A 22,558-nucleotide genomic window follows, 5' to 3' on the forward strand; every position below is an offset into this window, starting at 1 on the left:
CATTCAGTGACTCCAGTTCCTGACGACTGGGGATGGACCAGACCGAAGGGGCTGGCGACGGGGTCGAGGAAGGAGTCGAGGGAGAATCAGTGGTCGATTCCGCCGGGGTCGGCGCCACGGTGGATGGCGCCATGGTCGACGGCGCGATGGTGGACGGCCCGATGGTGGACGGCCCGTCCGAACCCGGTGCTGTCGTCGACGGCACGTCCGGGCTCGGTGCGGCTGTGGACGGCACAGCCGGCGTCGGGGCCGCCGGCGTGGTCCCGTCCGCACTGGGTGACGGGACCGCCGTGGTGGATGCCGCCAGTGACGGCGACGGTGCGGTCAGGACCAGGGTGGCCCCGAGGGTCAGGACCAGGGTCCTCGTGAACCAGGTGTTGAGACGAACGCGAGACATGTGGACCCCTTGAGTGCGGTGATGTTCCCCACGCACATAGTAGCCCCGGGCACGGGGTTGTCCCGAGTGATCCGCCATTCTTCTTGCATCTCTCAGGCGCAGACCCTACGATCCGGCGGCCGCGGGCTGGACTGCAGCCGGCGGGCTCAGTCCAGCAGTGCGTCCACGAAGCCCTCGGCGTTGAACGGGGCCAGGTCATCCGGCCCCTCGCCCAGGCCCACCAGTTTGACGGGCACGCCGAGCTCGCGCTGGATGGCCACCACGATCCCGCCCTTGGCGGTGCCGTCCAGCTTGGTGAGCACGATCCCGGTGATGTTGACGACCTCGGCGAAGACCTTGGCCTGGGCCAGACCGTTCTGGCCGGTGGTGGCATCCAGGACCAGCAGGACCTCGTCCACCGCGGCCTGCTTCTCGATGACGCGCTTGATCTTGCCCAGCTCGTCCATGAGGTTGGACTTGTTCTGCAGCCGGCCTGCGGTATCCACGATGACCACGTCGGCCTCTTGGTCGATGCCGGTCTTCACGGCCTCGAAGGCCACCGAGGCCGGGTCCGCGCCGTCCTCGTGCGAGCGGACGGTGTCCACACCCACCCGGGCGCCCCACGTGGCCAGCTGCTCGGCGGCGGCGGCACGGAAGGTGTCCGCCGCGCCGAAGACCACGCGACGGTCCTCGGCCACGAGCACGCGGCCGATCTTGCCCACGGTGGTGGTCTTGCCGACGCCGTTGACACCGACGACCATCATGACGGCCGGGCGGTCCTGTTTGCGCGTGGCGTCCAGCCGGCGGTCCATGCCCGGATCCACCATCTTGACCAGTTCCTCGTGGAGCATGGCCTTGACCTGCTGCGGGTCCCGGGAGCCCTCCACCGTGACCCGCTCGCGCAGGTTGTCCACGAGTTCCAGGGTCGGCGCGGTACCGAGGTCGGCCAGCAACAGGGTCTCCTCGACCTCGTCCCAGACGTCCTCGGTGATGTTGTCACTGGAGAGCAGGGCCAGCAGGCCCTTGCCGAAGATGTTGTTGGACTTGGCCAGGCGGGCCCGCAGCCGAGCTAGGCGGCCGGCGGCCGGGGCCGGGGTGTCCAGGGCGGGAGCGGTCTCGGTCTCCACCACATCCGAGGCCGGGGCGGCCGGCGGCGCCTCAGGTTCGGCGACCGCGGTACCGGAGGGGCCGGCGTCGTCCGTCTCCGGGCGGTCCAGAACGGCCGTGCCAGCACCCGCCACACCCCCGGGCGCCGGGTCGTTGGCATCACGCGTCGTCGGGTAGGTGCCCTTCGGCGGCTTCGGCGGACGGCCGATGAAGGCCAACAGGCCCAGGCCGACGATGAGGACAGAGGCTAGCGAAATCAAGATGATCGGATCCACCGCTCCAGTCTGTCACAGCTGCCTCACAGCACGGCTGTGACCAGGGTGGCAGGATGGGAGTCATGGCGCGCTCACAGACCTCCCGGACCGGACAGGTCCCCATCCCCCGGGAGATCAAGGTACTCATCGCGGCGGCCTTCATCATCGCCATCGGGTTCGGCATCATCGCCCCGGTGCTCCCCCAGTACGCCCAGTCGTTCAACGCCTCGGCCACCGCGGTCTCCGCCGTGGTCTCCGCGTTCGGCCTCACCCGGCTGCTGTTCGCGCCCTTCTCCGGGCGCATCACCAGCCGCTTCGGCGAGACCCCGGCCTACATGACCGGCGTGTTGATCGTGTCCGCGTCCATGTTCCTGATCGCGTTCTCGCAGGAGTACTGGCAGCTGCTGACCTTCCGGGCCGTCGGCGGCATCGGGTCCACCCTGTTCACGGTCTCCGCGATGTCCTTCCTGGCCCGCAAGGCGCCGCCGAGCATCCGTGGACGGGTCTCCGGCGCCTATGCCTCGGCGTTCCTGATCGGCAACATCGCCGGTCCCGTGGTGGGCTCGGCGCTGGCGGTCTTCGGGTACCGCGTCCCGTTCCTGATCTACGGCTCGGCGCTCGTGGTGGCCGCCGGGATCGTCTTCGTACTGCTGCGCGACTCCCGGTTGGCCGACCGCGGCAAGCCGGACACCCGCCCGGAGATGCGGGTCGCCGAGGCGTGGGAACACACCCCCTACCGCGCGGCGCTGACCTCCTTCTTCGCCAACGGCTGGGCCACCTTCGGTGTCCGCAACTCGCTGACCCCCCTGTTGGCGGCCACCGCCTTCACGGGCACCGGCTTCTGGCTGGACGGGCCCCAGATCGCCGGCGCCGCGCTGTCCCTGTTCGCAGTGGGCAACATCGCCGCCGTCACGTTCTCCTCCCGGCTCTCCGACGTCCACGGCCGCAAGCCGCTCATCATCATCGGCCTGTTGGTGGCCGCGGTGGGCACCGCGTTCATCGGCTGGATGGACAACGCGTGGTTCTTCCTGGCCCTCTGCGTGCTCGCCGGCTCGGGGACGGGCCTGCTCAACGCGCCCCAGCAGGCCGCCATCGCGGACATCGTGGGGCAGGACCGCAAGGCCGGGCCCGTCATGTCCACGGCGCAGATGGCCTCCGACCTCGGGGCGATCTCGGGCCCGCTGCTCGCGGGACTCGTGGTGGACTCGGCGGGGTTCGGCTGGGCCTTCATGCTGACCGGCGGCATCCTCGCGGTGGGCGCGGTGTCCTGGACCTTCGCCTCCGAGACCAACCTGCCGGTGGCCCCGGGCGGACCCCGCACGGGGGCGCTGCCGACGGTCAGTCCGGCGGAGCCGGCGCCGCCGTCTGCGAACGGGCACCGTCCAGACGCTGGCTGATCACCGTACTGACGCCGTCCCCGCGCATGGACACACCGTAGAGCGCGTCCGCCACCTCCATGGTGCGTTTCTGGTGGGTGATGATGATCAGCTGGCTGTCCTGCTGCAGCTCCCGGAAGATCTCCAACAGCCGCCCCAGGTTGGTGTCATCCAGCGCGGCCTCCACTTCGTCCATGACGTAGAACGGGCTGGGCCGGGCCTTGAAGATCGCCACGAGCATGGCCACCGCCGCCAGGGAACGCTCCCCGCCCGAGAGCAGGGACAGCCGTTTGACCTTCTTCCCGGCCGGGCGCGCCTCGACTTCGACACCGGACTCCAGCAGGTTCTCCGGATCCGTCAGGAACAGCCGCCCCTCGCCGCCCGGGAACAGGGTGGCGAAGACGTGCTGGAACTGGGCCGCCGTGTCCTCGAAGGCCGCCGAGAACACCCGTAGCACGGTGGCGTCCACGTCCTGGATGATGGACAGCAGGTCCCGGCGGCTGGAATCCAGGTCCTCGAGCTGCCCCGTGAGGAACCGGTGGCGCTCCTCCACCGCGGCGTACTCCTCCAGGGCCAGGGGGTTCACCCGGCCCAGGGCGGCCAGCTCGCGTTCGGCACGGCGCAGCCGCTTCTGCTGCTCGGCCCGGTCGAAGGGCACGGTCTTGGTCTCGGTCTTGGTTTCGGTCTCGGTGTCGGGGTCGGTGTCCCCGGCCTCGGAGTCCGACGCCGGCCCGTCCGGTACCGCAACTTCGGGACCGAAGTGCTCGAGCAGGTACTGACCCGTCATCCCCAGATCGTCGAGGGACTTCGCCAGGAGCTGGTCCAGTCTGAGCTGCTGCTCCTGCCGGGCCATGCGCGCCGTGTGCAGCCGGTCCTTGGCGCGGGCCACCGCCGCGCGGTGCTCCTCGGCGGCGCGCTGCAGCCCCTGGCGTTCCGCCGTGAGCTCCTCACCCCGGCGCTCGAGTTCCGTGCGGTCTGCCTCCGCCCGGGCCACGGCCCGCTCCAGCGACGCCAGCGCCTGCCCCAGGGCCCGCGAGACGGCGGTGATCCGGGCCAGCCACGCGAGGCGCTTCTGCTCGGCGCGTTCCCGCTCCTGATGGGCCACGGTGGCCGAGGCCATCTGACGCCGCGACTGCTCCGCCCGGGCGGTGAGCTGGGACAGCGTGGACTCGGCCGCCCGCAGGGCCAGCCGGGCCTCGGTCTCCTCGTGCCGGGCCTCACCTGCCCGCACCTCCGCGGCGTCCCGCGCCGCCGGGTCCGGGACGGAACCGGTCTGCGTCCCGGGGTCCGACTCGGGGTCCGCCTCAGGGTCCGACTCGGGGTCTGCCTCGGACTGCCGCCCGGCGGCCTCGACCGCATCCTGAACGGCGGCCGTGGCCTCGGCGAGCTGCTCGCGCAGTCCGGCGAGTTCTCCACGCTGCCGTTCCGCGGCTTGATCGGCATGGCCCAGCTGCTGGTTCAGCCGCGCCAGATCCTCCGTCACGGCGGTGAAGCGGGCGTCGGAGGCCTCCAGCGCCGCGAGGGCAGCCCGTTCCGTGGCGGCTGCCTCCTGGACCTCGTGCAGTAGCCCGGACCGTTCGAAACGCAGTCGCTCGACCTCGTGCAGGGTCTGCCCTGCCACCGCCGCCGCTGCATCGGCGGCAGCCTGCCGTTCCAGCCGGCTCCCGGCACCGGCACCGCGGCCGTCCGCCCATCCGGGCCCGAGCACGTGACCGTCCCGGGTCGCCAGACGGACCGTGGCACCTCGGTGGTGCACGGGAATCGCGCCGGACTGCATCAGGTTCCGGGCCGTGGCGAGGTCCTCCACGAGCAGCGTCCCGGTCAGCAGTGAGCGGACCGTGCCGGCGATGGCGGACTCCGCCGGCCCACCCGGGAACCGCACCACCGCGCCCGCGTCCGTGACGCCGTCGGGCAGTGCCTCAACCTGTGCCGCCGGCTCGCCTGCCGCTGCCGGCGTCTCCGCCGGCTCCGCTGGCTCCTGCGTGCCGCCGTCCCACGCGAACAGCAGGCGCGCGTCCGCCGCGTCAGCCTCGGACAGCCGGCTCGCGGCCGCCACCGCCGCATCCAGGCCGTCCACCACGAGTTGCTCGGCGGGTCCCCCGAGGGCCGCGGCGATCGCCGCCTCCCAGCCCTGCACCACGGTCAGGGCATCGGCCAGGGCGGTGGGGTCCAGGTCTCCGAGTGCTGAGGCGGCGGCTCCGGCCTCCGGCTCGAGGGCCTCGACCAGGGCATCCCGCCGGGCCACGGCCGCGCCCTGGGCGGACTCTGCTGCGGCGAGCGCCTCGTCGAGGCGGGCGAGCCGTTCCCGCAGGCCACCGGCCACCCCGGCGGCCGTCTCATGCTCGGCGTCCAGTTCCTCCTCGGAGTCGAGGGATCCGGCCAACCGGTTCTGGTAGTCGACGAGCTCGGCGCGCAGCGCCTCGGCCGACCGCTCACTCTCGGCTACGCGCGAGCCCGCCTGCTCCCACTGTCCCTGCAGGGAGCGTTCGGTGGCCCGGGCGGCCTCGATCCGGCCCGCGGCCACGGCGGCCGCCTGGCGCCGGTCCGCCGCCTGTTGCAGGAGCCGGGTGTAGGCCTCGTTGGCGGCGCGGGCGGCGTGTTCTGCGTGCTGGCGCTGCTGGGTGGCCCGTTCCAGGGCGGTCTGGGCTGCCGTCACGTCCGCCTCGGCACCGGCCGCCTCGGCGGCGGCACGTTCGGCGAGGTCACGGGCGGTGGCGGGATCCGGGCCCTGCGGCGGCGGCACGGGGTGGCGGCGGGAGCGCTCCCGTTCGGCGGCGACGGCCCCCAGTGACCGGTACCGTTCGGCCAGGGTGGACAGCCGGTACCAGTGGTCTCGGGCCGCGGCCGCCGCCTGGGAGGCGGTGCCCACGTCCTCGGCCATGGCCGCGGCCGCCTCGGTGGCGCGGTCCACCTCGGCCTGGGCGCCGGTCACCGCGAGCTCAAGTTCCTGGTCCCCCGCGCCCAACTGGTCCAGGGCCGCCTGTTGCCGGGCCACTTCGTCAGCCAGCAGCCGCGAGCGGGCGTCCCGGACGTCGTACTGGATGCGCTGGGCCTTGCGGGCGGTCTTCGCCTGCTTGGACAACGGGCCCAGCTGGCGGTGGACCTCCTCGCTCAGGTCACGGACCCGGTCCAGGTTGGAGCGCATGGACTCGAGTTTGCGGACGCTGCGTTCCTTGCGGCGGCGGTGCTTGAGCACCCCGGAGGCCTCCTCGATGAAACCACGGCGCTCCTCGGGGCTGGCCTGCAGGATCCGGTCCAGCTGGCCCTGGCCCACGATCACGTGCATCTCGCGGCCGAGTCCGGAGTCGGAGAGCAGCTCCTGGATGTCCAGCAGCCGGCAGGGGGCGCCGTTGATCGCATACTCGGATCCCCCGCTGCGGAACAGGGTGCGGGAGATGGTGACCTCTGAGTACTCGATCGGCAGGGCGCCGTCCGCGTTGTCGATGGTCAGGGAGACCTGGGCCCGGCCCAGCGGCGCCCGGCCCGTGGTCCCGGCGAAGATGACGTCCTCCATCTTGCCGCCGCGCAGGTTCTTGGCACCCTGCTCCCCCATGACCCAGGACAGGGCGTCCACCACGTTGGACTTGCCCGAGCCGTTGGGCCCCACCACGGCGGTCACGCCGGGCTCGAAGTGGAAGGTGGTGGCCGAGGCGAAGGACTTGAAGCCCCGGACCGTCAAGGTCTTGAGGTACACGGATCCGGTGCGTTCAGCGGCCGGCCACGAGGCAGGACTCAGCCACTGAGGCCGTCCTGGAACTCCGGCATCCTGGATCCGACGCCCAGCAGTGCGGCGATCGCCGAGACGGACCTGGCGGCCGCCTGTCCGTCACCGTAGGGGTTCACCGCGTTGGCCATGGCCTCATAGGCCACCGGGTCATGGAGCAGGGTGGAGACCTCGTCCACCACGCGCTCCTCCTCCGTGCCGATCAGGCGGACGGTTCCGGCGGTGACGGCCTCGGGCCGCTCGGTGTTCTCCCGCATCACCAGCACGGGCTTGCCGAGGCCGGGGGCCTCCTCCTGGACACCGCCGGAATCGGTGAGGACCACCGTGGACAGGGACAACAGGTGGGTGAACTCCCCATACGGCAGCGGTTCGGTGACGGTGATGTTCCCCAGCCCCTCCAGCAGTGGCAGGATCGCCTCCCGCACCACCGGGTTCTTGTGGGCCGGCAGCACGAACTCGACCTCGGGGTTGTCCCCGGCCAGGCGTGCCAGGGCCCGGCCGACCCCGCGCATGGCCTCGCCCTGGTTCTCCCGGCGGTGCGTGGTCACCAGGACCAGCTTCCGCCCCCGGCGCACCTGATCCGCCAGGACACCCAACTGGGGGTCGCTGAACGCGATCTTCTGGTCCACGACGGTCAGCAGGGCATCGATGACCGTGTTGCCGGTGATGTAGATGTCAGCCGGGGCCGTGTTCTCCCGCAGGAGGTTGTCCCGGGAGACGGAGGTCGGGGCCAGGTGCAGCGCGCTGACCTGGGAGGTGATCTTGCGGTTGGCCTCCTCGGGGAACGGCGAGTTGATGTTGAAGCTGCGCAGGCCGGCCTCGGCGTGCACCACCGGTATGCCGCGGTTGAAGGCGGCGATGGCCCCGGCGGTCGAGGTCGAGGTGTCCCCCTGGACCACCACGGCGGCCGGCTGTTCCCGGACCAGGACCTCGTCCAACCCGGAGATGGTCTTCGCCATCACCATGTTGAGCGTCTGCCGGGGCTGGATGATGTTCAGATCGTGATCCGGGACGATCCCGAAGAGCTCGTTGACCTGGTCCAGCATCTCCCGGTGCTGGCCGGTCACGGTCACCACGCACCGCAGGTTCTCCGCGCGCTGCAGGGCCGTCACGATCGGGGCCATCTTGATGGCCTCCGGTCGGGTCCCGTAGATGGGCATGATGGTCAATGGACGAGTGGTCACGGTGATCGAGGACTCCTCGGTGGACGGGACACGCCGAGGGTGGCGGCCGATCTCCGGCTGCGACTCGGCACGCTTGCTCCCGAACATCCTAGGCGAGAGCCGCCCGATCCCGGCCAGCGGACCCGGTCGGGGATGCCGGAATCGGCACCGGTGACGCGGTTATACTTGCTGACACATCGGCTCCGCCCGGCTCCACCGGGTGTGCCGGACCCTGCGGTCCGGACGTCCCACCCCGCGGACGCCGCCAGCCAACGTTGAAGGATTCAGTTGCCACCTGTCGATCAAGCGCCGGAGGCCGGACCCACCGTCAGGACCATCAGCCTGGAACGCGGCGAGCTCGTGCGGGTCGGCGCACGCCCTCCGATCCTGGAGTACCTGCGGCAACTCTGGAAGTACCGCAGCTTCATCATGTTCGACTCCCAGTCACGGGTGTCCGGTGACAACAACGAGAACACCCTGGGCCGGCTGTGGCTGGTCTTGAACCCGATCCTCAACGGCGCCACCTACTACTTCGTGTTCGGCCTGTTGCTCGGGACCGGCCGCGGCATCGAGAACTTCATCGCCTACCTGATCATCGGCGTGTTCATGTTCCGCTTCACGTCCTCGGCGATCACCAGCGGCGCCCGGTCCATCACCAACAACCGGGCGGTCGTCAGGGCGTTCCAATTCCCCCGCGCCACCCTGCCGCTGGCGGTGAACGTGCGTGAGCTGCTGGTCCAGATCCCGGCGTTCATCACCATGTTCGTGTTGATCCTGGTGATCCCGCCCTTCGAGCCGATCACCTGGAAGTGGCTGATGTTCGTGCCGCTGGTGGCCCTGCAGGTGCTGTTCAATGTGGGGCTCAGCCTGCTGCTGGCCCGCTGGGTGACCAAGCACACCGACATCGTGAACCTCATCTCCTTCGGAACCCGGATCTGGCTGTACCTCTCGGCCGTGTTCTTCAGCCTGGACCGGTTCGAGGGCAATCCGGTCGTCATGTCCATCATGGAGCTCAACCCCATGTTCTGCGTCCTGGACATCGCCCGGGACTGCCTGCTGTACAACACGTGGCCCGACCCCCAACGCTGGATCGTCCTGGGCGCGTGGACCGTGGTGATGCTGGTGGTGGGCATGCTGGTGTTCTGGCGCGCCGAGGAAACCTACGGGGTGGAGAACTGATGGCCGGGACCATGGATTCCGCGCTGGCACCGGGCGCGGCGGTACCCGCTCGGGACCCGCTCGTGGTGGTGGACCAGGTCGCCATGACCTACGTGGTGCGTTCGACCTCGCACCGCGGGGCCTCCGGCAAGACCGAGCGCAACCGCAGCGCCTCCGGACTGACCACGACCCACATCGAGGCCCTGAAGCCGCTGTCCTTCATGGTCGAGCACGGCGAGAGCGTCGGGGTGATCGGGACCAACGGCTCCGGCAAGTCCACCCTGATGAAGTTGGTCACCGGCCAGCTGCACCCCACCGGCGGAACCGTCTACGCCACCAGCCGGCCGATCATGCTCGGCGTCAACGCCGCCCTCGTCCAGCAGATCTCCGGTCAGGACAACATCATCCTGGGGTGCCTGGCCATGGGGATGTCCCGGGCCCAGGCCGAGAGCAAGCGGCAGTCCATCATCGAGCTCTCGGGCCTGGAGGAGTCCATCCACCTGCCGCTGAAGGCCTACTCCTCCGGCATGGCCGCCCGGTTGCAGTTCGCCATCGCCACCAGCATGGACCCGGAGATCCTGGTCATCGACGAGGCGCTGAACACCGGTGACGCACAGTTCCGTGAGCGCACCGGCCAGCGGATCTCCGAGCTGCGTGAGAACGCCGGCTGCGTCTTTTTGGTCAGCCACTCCCTGGGCACCATCCGGGAGATGTGCACCCGCGCCCTGTGGATCGAGCGCGGGGAACTGTTGATGGATGGAGACCCGGACGAGGTCACGGCCCGGTACCAGGAGTACTCGAACCACCTAGGCCGCAACCGCGTCAAGGGGGCCCGCCTCCTGCGGGAGGCCTGCCAGCGCGAGCTGGTCCGCACCCGGTTCAACTGGACCGACGGCAACGCTGGCCGCCGCTAGGGCGGGCCGGCATGACCGAACACGCCGTCCCGGGCCCGGCCGCACGACTGTCCGCCCTGGCCCGCGGTGCCGCGGTGCGCGCCCGCCGGGGCGGCCGCACGGCCCGGTCCGGACTGGACCGCACCCTGGCCTCCACGCGGTGGGGTCTCCGCGGCCTCGCGGGAGCCACCGGGGTCCCGGAGTCCGCCTGGTCCCGCGCCACGGTGCCCGTTCCGGACGCGGCCCCGGCCCTCCAGCGCCTGCTCCCCCTGCCGCCGGCCCTGCACCTGTCCCGGTGGCTCTGGGGCACGACGACGGCCGGCCAAGACGGTGGGGATCGCACCGAGGCGCGTCTCGGCCTGACCATCGGCCCGGACGGCGCCGGGGCGCCGGCCGGGTCCTTCAGCACCGCTGAGCTGGCGTCGCTGCTGGCCGGCCGGCCGTGGCACCACTGGCCGGCCCGGTCCCCGCGGCTGGTCATCCTCACCGCGACCGGCCAGGCCGAGGCCGTACGACAGGCCGTCCGGGCCGCCGGCGCCCGCCGGGTCGCGCTGGTCCTCGAGGACCCCGGCCCCGCACGCCGGGCGGAGGTGCTGAGCCTGCTCGGCGCGGTCGCCGTCCCCGCCGGTCCACGGTCCACCGGCCAGCTGGCCACCGAGGCACAGGCGGCGGGGATCATGGTCCTCGTCCACCCGCCCACGGCACCCCTGCCCCGAGACCTGGGCAGTCCCGAGGACCGGCGGGTGGCCGGACGGGCCGCCCGCCACACCCTGGCCGCCGCCGCCGGAGACCTCCTGCCCGCGCTGCCCCAGCCCCCACCCCACGCTCGGGTGACGATGGGTCTCGAGCCGCGCCGGGTGGTGGTGGCCGGGCACGATCTGAAGTTCGCCGGTGGCCTCGTCGAGCACCTGCGGCAGGCCGGGCACGAGGTCCGCCTGGACACCTGGTCCGGCCATGCCCGCCACGATGCCGAGGCGAGCCGCAGCCTGGCCCGGTGGGCCGACGTCGTGCTGTGTGAATGGGCCTTGGGCAACGCCGTCTGGTACTCACGGAATACCCCCGCCGGCACCCGGCTGACCGTGCGGCTCCACCTGCAGGAGGGGGCCACGGTCTTTCCGGGCCAGGTGGACACCGCGCGGCTGGACCGGGCCGTCTTCGTCGCCGAGCACGTCCGCCGGCAGGTCGTGCGGGACCACGGCTGGCCCGCCGAGCGCAGCATCGTGGTGCCCAACGCCGTGCGCATCCCGGCTCCGCCGGGCTCCCGCGATCCGGGCCTGAGGTTCAGGCTGGGTCTGGTGGGGATGGTCCCGGCCCGCAAGGGGCTGCACCGGGCGCTGGACGTCCTGGCCCTGCTGCGCGGACAGGACGAGCGGTACCGGCTGAGCCTGCGCGGGCACCGTCCCGGCGACGTCGCCTGGCTGCATGGACGGCCCGCCGAACAGGAGTACTTCCGCTCCCAGCTGGAGCGTCTCACCACCGATCCCCGGTTGCGGGGGGCGGTGGAGTTCTCCCCGCACGGTCCGGACATGGACCGGTGGTTCGCCGGGATCGGCGTGGTGCTCTCGACCAGCGACTACGAGTCCTTCCACTTCACGCTCCCGGACGGGGCAGCCCACGGCTGCGTGCCCCGGTCCCTGGCCTGGCCCGGTGCCGACCTGTTGTACCCCATCGGATGGCTGGCCGCGGACACCGCCGGCCTGGCCCGCGCCGTCCGCCGGGCCACCGCCGAGTCCAGGTCCTGGGCGCAGGAGGCGGCCCTGGCACGGCAGGAGGTGGCCGCCCGGTATGGCCGGGAGAACGTGCTGCCCCGACTGGCCGCGGAGGTCCTCGGTGCGCCGCTCCTCTCCGGCCCGGGCACCGGTAGCGTGTGAGAGAGACCTCGGACGGTGACACCACCTCCGGACCGCAGCCCTCATCCGACCGTCCCCCGCCAGCCAAGGAGCCCCCAGCCGTGAACGACACCTCTTCCACCCCTGACCGACGACCGCACATGGTGATGGTGGTGGGCAACCAGGTGGTGGGTGACTCCCGGGTGGAGAAGAGTGCCGTCACCGCCGAGCGGGCCGGTTACCGGGTCACCGTGCTCGGTACCGGGCACCGCACCGTGTTCCCCATCGGCCAGTATCAGGGGATCCCGATCTACCGCACCCCGGCGGTGTTCCGCCGTCAGGGCGCGCTGAACCAGTGGAAGGCCCTGCGCCCCTCCGTCTCCCCCACGTGGGAACGGCTGGCGGACGCCGACGGCACACCGACGTTCGGCCCCGGCGAGCCGCTGCCGGCCCCCCGGGAAGGCGCTGGCCGCCCGTGGCGGGACCGGCTGGCCGAGAGGGCGGAGTTGGCCCGGGACCGCGTCCTCGCCAAGACGCCCGGGGGCTGGCGGACCGTGTGGCCGCACATCGCCGACTACGAGGAGCTGTTCCTGGCTCCGCTGCTGCACCTGGCCCCGGACATCATCCACACCCATGACCGGCACCCGCTGGCCGCCGTCCACTCGTACGTGCAGCTCATGCAGGCCCGGGGTCGCACGGTGCCCTGGATCTACGATGCCCACGAGTGGGTCCCGGGTCAGGAGATCGTCGGTGGCGCGCAGGCCCGGATCGGCTGGGTCGCCGCGGAGGCGGAGTTGATCAGACACGCGGACGCCGTGGTCTCGGTGACCGATGAGCTGGCCGACCGGATGAAGAGCCGCCACCGACTCCCCCAGCGTCCCACCGTGGTGTACAACGCACCCCTGGCCGCGAAGACCCCGCTGGACCCGGAGCAGCGGCTGCCCCTGCGCCAGGAGTGCGGACTGGACGAGGACACCCCCCTGTTGGTCTACATCGGCCGCCTGGCGGATGTGCGGGGCATCTTCACGGTCATCGACGCCCTCCCGCAGCTGCCGGGGGTGCACGCGGCCTTCGTGGGCAACCAGGACGACGCCTTCCGCCAGCGCATGCGGGACCACGCCGACCAGATCGGCGTGGCCGACCGCCTGCACATCGCCGACTACGTGTCCTCCAGCTCCGTCACGTGGTACATCCAGTCCGCCACCTGCGGGGTCAGCCCCCTGCTGCCCACCCCCGCCCACGAGCTGGCCATCCCCACGAAGCTGCGCGAGTACATCCAGTCGGGGCTGCCCCTGGTCGTCAGCGACCTCACCGAGCAGGCGGCCTTCACCCGGGACAGCGGCCTCGGCACCGTGTTCGCCCCCGGGCAGCCAGAATCCCTGGCCGGCGCCGTGCAGGAGCTGCTCGACCGGCTTCCCGACTTCCGCGCGGCCGTCCGGAACCCCGAGCTGCAGTCCCAGCACACGTGGGAGGGCTCGGAGCAGGCCCTCACCGAGCTCTGGCACCGGTGGTGCCCGGTCCCCGAGTCCCCGGCTGAACCGGCCGGGTCTGCCGGGCCTGCTGAACCGGCCGCGCCGACTGCCACCGGGTCTGCGGCAGGCGAGACCGCCGGCCCCGTGCTGGCCGTGGTGGCCGAAGATCCGGCGGACCAGTCCCTGGTCCGCGCCTGGCGCGAACACGCCGGTCCGGCGCACCGGATGCCCGGGGCCCGGGAGTGCGGCGACGGGCAGGGTCCGAGCCTGCTCGAGGCACTCGATCGGTGGATCCGGGTGGACCGCACCGCCGACGGGGTCCTGTACGCCGGAGCCGTGACCGCCTCCGGACGCCTGGACGGGGGTTTCTCCGCCGAGATCCGCTCCCTGCTGGACCGGGGCAAGCCGGTGGCCGTATGGACCGCGCAGGCCCCGCTCGCCGACCCACAGCTGCTGGCAGAGGTCTCGGAGGGCCATCCCTTCTCCACGTTGCCGCGCGAGGCGGCGGAACGCTACCGGCGGCAGGTGCGACGCTCGGCGCAGTCGCTCCTGGACCTCCAGGCGGGAGGAGCCCTGCAACTGTTGACGGGTCGGCAGGCCGATGCCCGGCTCCTGGGGGCCCGGTGGTGCCCGGTCCCCATCCCAGCCCCGGCCTCCGATCCGTCCCGGGCCTCGGGCCAGCCATCGGCGGAGGCAGGGTCTGGAGCCTCAGCCCGGCCCGTGCAGGTCCTGGTGGTGCCGACCATGCGCACCCCGCAGGAGGAACAGGCGGTGGATCGGATGGCTGAACGGGCCGAGGCGGCAGGCCTCGAGGTCCTCCGTCCCCGGCACCGGAGATTCGTCCCCGCCATGGCCGCCACGGCGGACATCGTGATCGATGCCCTGCACCTGGGCGAGTCCTCGGATGCCGCCGCGTGGGCCTGGCGCTCCGGGCGGATCGTGGTGGGCCAGTCCCCTGTTGTTCCGGCCGGGACAGCCGGGACAGGCGGAACAATGGCGACAGCCGGGACACCGGCTCCGGTGGTGCCCGCCGGGGACCATGACCTAGTGGACCGCGTGCTGGAGCTGGCGGAATCCCTGCAGACCGGTGGGGCCGAGGAGCTGATCCGGGCCGGACAGGACTACGGGACCCAGGTCCACGACGGGCGTCTCAGCGTCCAGGTCATCCGCGCGGCCCTCGGGATCTAGGCTCGGGCCCGGTCGGGATCTAGGCTCGGCCCCGGTGCCGGTCCGCCGGGGCCCGGCACCGGGGATCTGCCGTCGGGAATCTGCCGTCAGGGACGGACGTCCGCGGTCCGGTCCAGGTGGGCGATCAGCCCGGCCACCCGGACGTCCCAGGTCTCCTGCTCGCGGGCCTGCGTCAGGCCCGCCAGGTCGTGGCGCAGCAGGGCCTGGATCCCCTCCCGGACGCCGTCCTGGGAGCGGGGGCAGGCCACACCGATCCGGCGGTCCTGCACGAAGTCGGCGATGGCCATGTCCTCGAAGCACAACACGGCATAACCACGCTCGATCAGGCTCATGGTCTTGTACGGGAAACTGAACCGGGCATAGGAGCCGCCCAGCAGGACCGCACCGATGGTCCGCCGGCTGCGCGGGACGTACCATTCCAGGGACTCGGTGATCACCCGCAGCCCGGGGTGTGCCTGCAGGCCGTGGAGTTCGAGCATGGCGTGCAACCGGCCCACCTCCAGGGGCCGCACCACGAAGTCGAGCAGCAGTGACTCGTCCAGGCCGTTCAGGGCGGCCAGGTACTCGTCCAGTCCGTACAGTTCGCTGACCCCGCCGGCGTACAGCAGGGTGGTGGACTCCTCGTCGGCTCCGATGGCCTCCGGGAGGCCGGCGGCCGTGTTCTGCGGGGCGACCGCAGGAGGCAGCGCGAACCACGTGCGGGCCGGTTCGCCGTGCCGCTCCAGCAGCGCGTTGAACCCGGTCCCTGCGGCGTCGCTCGGCGCCACCAACACGTCGACGGCGGCCTCGACCACCTGCAGCTCGCGCAATCCGTCATGTTGCATCTGGGCGCGGCGGTCCGCCTCGTCCAGGTATCCGTCGAACTCCTCCAGCCAGTGCAGGTCGCGTACGAACCACGCCGAGCGTCCACCGTGGCGGCGCATCGTCTGCGCCAGGGTGGCCACCGCACCGGGGATGTGTTCGAAGGGGATCGGCGAGGTGGAGTTCTCCCCGTACAGCAGTCCGGCCGGCCGGCCGGAGTCCAGGAGGCGCTCCACCAGTTTCGCCCGCCGTTCGAAGACGCTGGGGGTCGAGTACAGGCGGACGGAGGAGCCCTGCCGGTCCAGGGCCGTGGCCATGTTGCGCACCCGCTGCGGCCGGGCCCCGTCCGTGCGGTCCTCCAGGGGCGAGGTGGAGAAGAAGACATTCAGCGGCCCGCTGTCCTGGAGCGCCTGCAGCTGCTCGTAGGAGCGCTCCACGGGCCGGCCCATCGCGGCCAGATATCCACGGAGCAGGTCCTGTCCCGGCTGGGTTCCGGAGGAGGGGCCCGACGGCTGACCGCCCTGATCCTCCCCGTCGTCCGCGGCGGACGTGAGGTCCAGCACCTCATGCAGGGCCCCGGCCAGTCTGGCGCCGCGGCCCGTGCGGGTGAACCCGCGGTCAGCGGCCCAATACCCCATGCCGATGGTCTCCTCCACCACCAGCCGGTCTCCGTCCCCGGCCTCGAGGAGCAGGTCTGCGACGGCCTGGTGGTCACGGGAGCTGCCCGTGAGCACCACGTGGGTGAATCCCTCGAGTCGGGCGGCGGCCGTGCCGGCCAGCGGACGGCGACGGTGCACGTCACGCCTGCGGTACAGGGCTGAGGCGGACAGGGTGGTCAAGGTGCCCCCATGGTGCTCCGCGACCTGGCGGAGCATCCCGGCCTGGGCCTCGCACCGGTCCTGCGCGACTCCCTCCGGATGGAGCATGACCACCTGCGGGCCCGACGGCCGGCGGTCCAGCATCGGCACCCCGGTCGCGAGGGTGCCGCGCGGGTCCAGGTGCAGCAGGTGGGCGCTGCGGGACGACTTGGACAGCGCCTTGTCGAACTCGTACTCGTCCTGCAGGAAGATCCGGTCCACGGCTGCGGTGAGGTCCTGGACGTCCTCCGTGAGCAGGGTCCGGGCTGCGGAGAAGTCGAGATCCCCCCGCCACAGGACCGGGACGAACCCCTCCTCCAGATAGCGGGCGGCAAAGCCCGCCGCGGGCAGGGACATCGTGAAGACGGCGTCGTAGGCACCTTGGTCGATGACCTTGCGGAGCATCCTGGCGACCTGGTTGCGCGCCGAGCGCATCGGCCAGTAGGTGGCCCAGCGGTTCAACCCGTGTCCGTTCTGGGGTGCGCTGCGCTGCAGCCACCCGGGGCCTTGGACGTCCAGGATATCGACCTGGTGTCCGCAGCCGGTGGCATGGTCCACGAGTGCGGCCTCGGCCGGGCCATAGTGCGAGACCAGAAACAGTGCCCTCATGAGGCGTCCTCCCCTTCGGTGGCGTGCACGGGGCCAGGCCCGTCAGACGTGAGACCCATCAGGGCCATCTCCTGGACCACCGTCTGCTCCGGTCCGCTCTGCCGCGTCACGCGCTCAGCGGCGGCCGCGGACATCCGCTGGAACAACTCGGGGTGTTCGAACAGCCTGATCATGCCGCGCACCATGCCCGAGACGTCCTCGGGACCTGCGATCACGGCGCTGGCGCCGTCCACGAACTCGGGGATGGCGCAGACGGCATTGGTGACCGGCACCAGCCCTGAGGCCATGGCCTCATCCCGGGAGACGCCCTGCGAGTCCCAGCGGCTCGGGACGAGGAAGACCCCGTAGTCACGGTGCAGCCGCGCGATCTCGTCCTGCGAGGCGAAGCGCCGCTCCACCTGGACGTTCTCGTCCTCGGCGAAGGCGTCCTCGAACCCCTGGAAGTGCATTCCGTCGCCGATGATCCGCACGGACAGCTGCGGCCAGTACCGGGTCTCCCGCAGCGCCTGCAGCGCCTTGACGGCGAGGTCCGGTGCGTAGTTCAGGTTGGCTGCCGAGCGCACCCAGAGGATCTTGTACCGCTGTTCAGCGTCCTTGGGGTGGTAGGTGAAGAGCTGGGTGTCCGTGACGTTGTGGATAACCGCCGTGCGCTGGGCCGGGTAGACCAGCTCCATGTCGTCCTGGGAACCCCGCCGCCACCACCGGGAGACGAACACGAACCGTTCCGGGCCGTTCGGGTGGGCCAAGACCTCACGCCAGAACCTCTGCCGGATCAGGGTGTCCTTGATTCCGTTGGAGAGCGGTTCGGGGGAACGGTAGTTGCGGATGGTCCGCACCCACCGCCGTGACTCGAAACCGTGCATGAAGGTGAACCACCGCAGGCCGGCGAGGCTGTCGCGGACCTGCTCCCAGATGAAGGCGTTGAGGAAGTGACTGGAGGCCGAGGTGTACTGGATCCGTTCCAGCAGCTCTCGCACCTCGGCGCCCCGACCGACGAGGACCGGGACCCCGTCATACACCGTGGATTCAGGCTCCACCTCCGGTGCCACGACGGCGACGTGGACCTCGATGCCGGCTTCCAGGAAGTACTTGACCCGGCGGTGCACGAAGCCGTTGCCGTACTCGTCACCCTCACGCGGGTACTGGTTGACGATGACCAGGTGCCGAGGCGGCGCCGTGGGGGCGTCCTCAGCGCCGTAGACCTCCCGGACGCGGCGGAGGTACTCCTCGACCCGGCCGGGAGCGGCTGCGGCGTCCTGCTCCTCGAAACCGGTGGCCGGCCACGGTGGGAGGGGCTGGTCGTAGAGGGCCCGCTTCAGGTGGCCCAACTCCAGCTGCAGGTAGGTCGCCTGCTCCGACGTCGAATAGGTGGACCCGGCGTCCGCCAGGGACAGGTACCCACCGAACCGTGCCGTCGCCCCGCGCAGCGCCGGTCGGCCCGTGAGGATGCGGCGAACCCGCTTCTTGGCGTCGTACCGGTCCGGCAGGGCGTGGAACGCCTGCCGTGCCAACCTGGCGACCGGTTCCGGCGCCGCATGGACCTGTTCGCCGCCGAACTTGATGACTTTCCGCAGCCACCGTTTGGCCTGGTCAGCCGACGTGGGACTCACAGCGCAACGGCCTCCCCGTGGTCCGCGGAGAAGATCATGGCCTCGGCCACCCGGAGCACGTCCAGACCCTCCTGCAGGGAGACGTGCCGGGAGGTGCCGTGGAGGATGGCATCGCGGAAGGCCTCATGCTCCGTGAGCAACGGTTCCTGCTTGGGGAAGGCAAAACGGACCACATCCCCCTCGGTGACACCGCGGAAGTTCGCCAGGGACTCCCACGTCGTCTCCACACTGCCGTTCTCGTAGAAGGTCAGATCCGCATTGAGCGTGTCCGCCACCAGCATCCCCTTCTCGCCGGTCACCACGCAGAGCCGCTCCTTGGCCGGTGAGAGCCAGTTGACGATGTGGCTGGTGATGGCGCCGTTGGCCAACCGTCCCGTGGCCACCAGCATGTCCTCGTGCTCACGGCCCGCGTTGCGTGCGGTCTGTGCCGAGACCCGATCGAACTTGGACCGGGCCAGCCACGCGGTCAGGTCGATGTCATGGGTGGCCAGATCCTTGACCACACCGACGTCGGCGATGCGTGCCGGGAAGGGACCCTGCCGGCGTGTCGCCACCTGCAGGATGCGTCCCAACTGGCCCTCGTCCACCCTTCGGCGCAATTCCTGCAACGCGGGGTTGAAGCGTTCGATGTGCCCCACGGCACCGGTCAACCCGCGTGCCGTCACGGCCTCGAGCATGCGTTCGCCCGCCGCGACGCTGGAGGCGATGGGCTTCTCCACCATCAGGTGGACGCCGGCCTCGACCAAGGTCAGGGCGACCTCCTCGTGCATGCCGGTCGGCACGGCGCAGACCACGGCGTCGACGCCGTGGCCGATGAGCTCCTCGATCGACCGGTACAGCGGCAGTCCACCGGCCACGCCGTGGGGATCGCCCATGGCGTCGGCGACGGCGACCAGTTCGGTGCCCTCGACCGTACGCATCACGCGGGCATGGTGACGGCCCATCATCCCCAGGCCGATCAGTCCGGTCCTGAGGGTCATGCGCCAGCCTCCTCGACCACGGTGTTCACAGCGTCGACGATGCGCTGGAGATCCTGCTCGGTCAGTGACGGGTGGACGGGTAGCGAGAAGACCCCGGCCGTGGCGATCCGCGTCTGGGGCAGATCGGCCGGTTCGTTGAAGGAGGGCAGCTCGTTGGTGGGGACCGGGTAGTAGATCCCGGTACCGATGCCGAACTCGTCCTTCAGCCGGGCGAGCATCTCACCGCGGCGTCCGGCCAGTGCCTCCGGGAGGCGGACCGTGTACTGGTGGTACACGTGCTCGGCCCCGTCCAGCACGACGGGTGTCTGCACGCCTCTGAGTCCCGCGTCGAGCACGGCGGCGTTGCGCTGACGCTGGCGGGTCCACCCGATCACCTTGGTCAGCTGCACGCGACCGATCGCCGCGTGGATGTCCGTCATCCGGTTGTTGAAGCCGACCAGCTCGTTCTGGTACTGCGTCTCCATGCCCTGGTTCCGGAGCAGGCGCACCGTGCGCCGCATCTCCGGGCCGTCGACGGAGACCATGCCGCCCTCGCCGCTGGTCATGTTCTTCGTCGGGTACAGGCTGAACATCCCGAAGGTCCCGAAGGTGCCGACGGGCCGGCCCTGCCACTGGGCCCCGTGCGCCTGGGCGGCATCCTCGAAGATCATCAGTCCGTGCCGCTCGGCGATGCGGCCGAGCTCGTCCATCCGGGCCGGGTGGCCGTAGAGGTGGACGGGCATGATGGCCCGCGTCCGCTCGGTGACCAGGGATTCCACGCTGGCCGGGTCCAGGTTGTAGGTGTCCAGCTCGATGTCGGCGAAGACGGCCGTGGCTCCGGTGAGTCGGACCGCGTTACCGGTCGCCGCGAAGGTGAAGGCCGGGACGATCACCTCGTCGCCGGGCCCGATGCCGGCGGCCAGCAGGCCCAGGTGCAGTCCGGAGGTCCCCGAGTTGACGGCGACGCAGTCCCGACCGCCCACCAGGGCGGCGGCGAACTCCTCTTCGAAGGCCGCCACCTCCGGGCCTTGGGCCACTATGCCACTGCGCAGGACCCGGTCGACTGCTTCGCGCTCCTCGTCGCCGATGATCGGCCGGGCAGCTGGGATGAACTCAGGCATCAGTGGCCACTTCCCTCTCCGTTGTCGTGGGGCGCGACGGTCCCGTCGTCACCCAGGCGCGTCAGCGCCTCGCCTTCCTCGCAGTACCGCTCGCCGGTGTCCGGGCACACGAGCACCTCGCCGTGACGTTCCAAACGGCGGGCCGTGGTGCCCACCCAGCCGATGCGCCGGGCCGGGACCCCTGCCATCAGCGCGTGCGCGGGCACGTCCCTGGTCACCACCGAGCCGGCAGCCACCAGGGCCCAGGCGCCGATGGTCAGGGGGGCCACGCAGACGGCACGTGCACCGATCGAGGCACCCCGTTCGATGACCACGCCGACCGCCTCCCAGTCGGAGGCGGACTTCTGGGTCCCGTCGGCATTGATGGCCCGCGGATAGGTGTCGTTGGTGAGCACCACCGCCGGCCCGATGAACACCCCGTCACCGAGCTGGGCGGGCTCGTACACCAGGGCGTGGTTCTGGATCTTGCAGTTGTCCCCGACCGTGACACCGGTGCCGATATAGGCCCCGCGCCCGACGATGCAGTTGCGGCCGAGCACCGCCTGTTCCCGGACCTGGGCCAGGTGCCAGATCTTCGAGCCCGCACCGATGCTCGCCTGGTACGAGACATCGGCCCCGGCAGCCACGGTGACGTCCACCGACCTCTGCGCTTCAGTCATGATCGCCCTCAGCCCTGGTCAGCGGGCTGGCCGATGACCCGGCGCTGGACGGCGGTCCAGCGGCTCGGGTCGGTGATGTTCCGACCGTCCACGAGGGATCGGATCCCGGGGATCTGTTCCGGGGCCAGGTCACGGTATTCGGCGTGGTCCGTCTGGATCACGGCGGCGTCGGCCGGCTCACCGAGGTGGAACGGGGCGAACCCCAGCTTCTCCAGTTCGGCGTCCTGGTAGAGCGGATCGTGCACCAGCACGGTGGCACCGCGCTCGCGCAGTGCTCCGACCGCGGCGAACACGCCGGAGAAGGCGGTCTCCTTGACCCCTCCCCGGTATGCCGCGCCGAGCACGGCGACCGTCTGGCCGGTGAGGTCTCCGTGCGCCTCCTCGAGAAGGCCGACGGCGAAGGCCGGCATGTCGGCGTTCACGGCCCGGGCGGTGCGCACGATCTCGGCTGCCGGGTCGTTCCAGAGGTAGAGCCGCGGATAGACCGGGATGCAGTGTCCGCCGACGGCGATCCCCGGTCGGTGGATATGGCTGTAGGGCTGTGAGTTGGACGCCTCGATCACCTGGTAGATGTCGATGCCGTGTCCTCCGGCATAGCGGGCGAACTCGTTGGCCAGGCCGATGTTGACGTCCCGGTACGTGGTCTCGGCCAGCTTGGCCATCTCCGAGGCCTCGGCGCTGCCGAGGTCCCAGACACCGTTGCCCCGGCCGAGGTCCGGCCGGTCGTCAAAGTCCAGGACGGCCTCGTAGAACTCGCGGGCCGCGTCGGCTCCGGCGGGGCTCAGGGCACCGATCAGCTTGGGGTACTTGCGCAGGTCGGCGAAGACCCGGCCCGTCAGCACCCGCTCCGGGGAGAACACGAGGTGGAAGTCCTGCCCCTCGGTCAGTCCGGACCCCTCTTCGAGCATGGGCTTCCAGCGCGTGCGGGTGGTCCCGACCGGCAGGGTCGTCTCATAGGAGACGAGCGTGCCGGTCGTGAGGTGCTTGGCCAGTTCCGTGGTGGCGCCGTCCATCCAGCCGAAGTCCGGCCGGGCCTCCTCGTCCACGAACAGCGGGACCACGAGGACGACTGCCTCGGCATCCGGGATGGCCTGGCCGTAGTCGGTGGTGGCCCGCAACAGGCCCTTCTGCACGGCCTCGGCGAGTTTCTCCTGCAGCTGGTCTTCGCCCGGGAACGGCTCCTGGCCGGCGTTGACCAGCTCAACGACCTGCTCATTGACATCCACGCCGATCACCTCGTGCCCCTTGGATGCGAACTGGACGGCCAGTGGAAGTCCGATCTTGCCCAAAGCCACGACGGCGATCTTCACAGTGGGAACACCTCTCAGTCAATGTTCAGCCCGCAGGGATACCCCCGGGCCCGCCCGCGCCGAATCAGCCTCCGGCACGAGCGCGTCCATCG

Annotated in this window: 15 protein-coding genes; 6 read left to right on the forward strand and 9 right to left on the reverse strand. The window is 71.0% G+C overall.

Features of this window, described 5'->3' with window-relative positions; translation table 11 throughout:
* Nucleotides 1-32: 32 nt before the first annotated feature.
* Nucleotides 33-410: a hypothetical protein gene (locus ACSU1G_RS23055; protein ID WP_439282364.1), complete on the forward strand. Its 378-nt coding sequence runs from the start codon at nt 33-35 to the stop codon at nt 408-410.
* Between the two features lie 133 nt (nt 411-543).
* On the opposite strand, the gene ftsY is transcribed toward ACSU1G_RS23055, so the two are convergent.
* On the reverse strand, nt 544-1,758 hold the full coding sequence (ftsY, locus tag ACSU1G_RS23060) for a signal recognition particle-docking protein FtsY (RefSeq protein ID WP_439282365.1): 1,215 nt from the start codon (nt 1,756-1,758) through the stop codon (nt 544-546).
* 62 nt (nt 1,759-1,820) lie between these two features.
* On the opposite strand from ftsY, the gene ACSU1G_RS23065 reads away from it, so the two are divergent.
* Nucleotides 1,821-3,134 (forward strand): MFS transporter, encoded by a 1,314-nt coding sequence (locus ACSU1G_RS23065; RefSeq protein ID WP_439282366.1) that lies wholly within the window; start codon nt 1,821-1,823, stop codon nt 3,132-3,134.
* Here ACSU1G_RS23065 and smc read toward each other — a convergent pair.
* Complete coding sequence (smc, locus tag ACSU1G_RS23070) at nt 3,076-6,807, reverse strand: chromosome segregation protein SMC (protein WP_439282367.1); 3,732 nt, start codon at nt 6,805-6,807, stop codon at nt 3,076-3,078. The two genes, ACSU1G_RS23065 and smc, sit on opposite strands and share 59 nt — an antisense overlap.
* Before the next feature lie 38 nt (nt 6,808-6,845).
* A complete protein-coding gene (gene wecB / locus ACSU1G_RS23075) occupies nt 6,846-7,997 on the reverse strand; it encodes a non-hydrolyzing UDP-N-acetylglucosamine 2-epimerase (protein WP_439282659.1) in 1,152 nt (383 codons plus the stop codon).
* A gap of 291 nt (nt 7,998-8,288) precedes the next feature.
* Between wecB and ACSU1G_RS23080 the strand changes: the two genes are divergently transcribed.
* From ACSU1G_RS23080 to ACSU1G_RS23095, 4 genes are all read left to right on the forward strand, one after another.
* The gene (locus ACSU1G_RS23080; RefSeq protein WP_439282368.1) at nt 8,289-9,179 is read left to right on the forward strand and encodes an ABC transporter permease; all 891 of its coding nucleotides are present in this window, start codon (nt 8,289-8,291) and stop codon (nt 9,177-9,179) included.
* Complete coding sequence (locus ACSU1G_RS23085; RefSeq protein ID WP_439282369.1) at nt 9,179-10,072, forward strand: ABC transporter ATP-binding protein; 894 nt, start codon at nt 9,179-9,181, stop codon at nt 10,070-10,072. Before ACSU1G_RS23080 ends, ACSU1G_RS23085 begins: the two co-directional genes overlap by 1 nt.
* Before the next feature lie 11 nt (nt 10,073-10,083).
* Entirely contained in the window at nt 10,084-11,922 is a 1,839-nt protein-coding gene (locus tag ACSU1G_RS23090) for a glycosyltransferase family 4 protein (RefSeq protein WP_439282370.1), read from the forward strand.
* Nucleotides 11,923-12,002: 80 nt separating this feature from the next.
* Nucleotides 12,003-14,540 carry a glycosyltransferase family 4 protein gene (locus tag ACSU1G_RS23095; RefSeq protein WP_439282371.1) on the forward strand — a complete coding sequence of 846 codons (2,538 nt, stop codon included), beginning with the start codon at nt 12,003-12,005 and terminating at the stop codon, nt 14,538-14,540.
* Nucleotides 14,541-14,626: 86 nt separating this feature from the next.
* Here ACSU1G_RS23095 and ACSU1G_RS23100 read toward each other — a convergent pair whose 3' ends face one another.
* Genes ACSU1G_RS23100 through ACSU1G_RS23125 form a run of 6 tightly spaced genes read right to left on the reverse strand, consistent with a single transcriptional unit; the run spans nt 14,627 to nt 22,466 of the window.
* On the reverse strand, nt 14,627-16,807 hold the full coding sequence (locus ACSU1G_RS23100) for a hypothetical protein (protein ID WP_439282372.1): 2,181 nt from the start codon (nt 16,805-16,807) through the stop codon (nt 14,627-14,629).
* Complete coding sequence (locus tag ACSU1G_RS23105) at nt 16,804-18,417, reverse strand: glycosyltransferase family 4 protein (RefSeq protein WP_439282373.1); 1,614 nt, start codon at nt 18,415-18,417, stop codon at nt 16,804-16,806. Before ACSU1G_RS23105 ends, ACSU1G_RS23100 begins: the two co-directional genes overlap by 4 nt.
* The gene (locus tag ACSU1G_RS23110) at nt 18,414-19,397 is read right to left on the reverse strand and encodes a Gfo/Idh/MocA family oxidoreductase (RefSeq protein ID WP_439282374.1); all 984 of its coding nucleotides are present in this window, start codon (nt 19,395-19,397) and stop codon (nt 18,414-18,416) included. The genes ACSU1G_RS23105 and ACSU1G_RS23110 overlap by 4 nt, the downstream gene beginning before the upstream one ends.
* Nucleotides 19,394-20,500 (reverse strand): DegT/DnrJ/EryC1/StrS family aminotransferase, encoded by a 1,107-nt coding sequence (locus ACSU1G_RS23115; RefSeq protein WP_439282660.1) that lies wholly within the window; start codon nt 20,498-20,500, stop codon nt 19,394-19,396. The genes ACSU1G_RS23110 and ACSU1G_RS23115 overlap by 4 nt, the downstream gene beginning before the upstream one ends.
* Entirely contained in the window at nt 20,497-21,156 is a 660-nt protein-coding gene (locus tag ACSU1G_RS23120; RefSeq protein WP_439282375.1) for an acyltransferase, read from the reverse strand. Before ACSU1G_RS23120 ends, ACSU1G_RS23115 begins: the two co-directional genes overlap by 4 nt.
* Before the next feature lie 8 nt (nt 21,157-21,164).
* Entirely contained in the window at nt 21,165-22,466 is a 1,302-nt protein-coding gene (locus ACSU1G_RS23125; RefSeq protein WP_439282376.1) for a nucleotide sugar dehydrogenase, read from the reverse strand.
* Between the last annotated feature and the right edge of the window lie 92 nt (nt 22,467-22,558).

The sequence above is a fragment of the Microbacterium sp. A93 genome, from assembly GCF_051842835.1.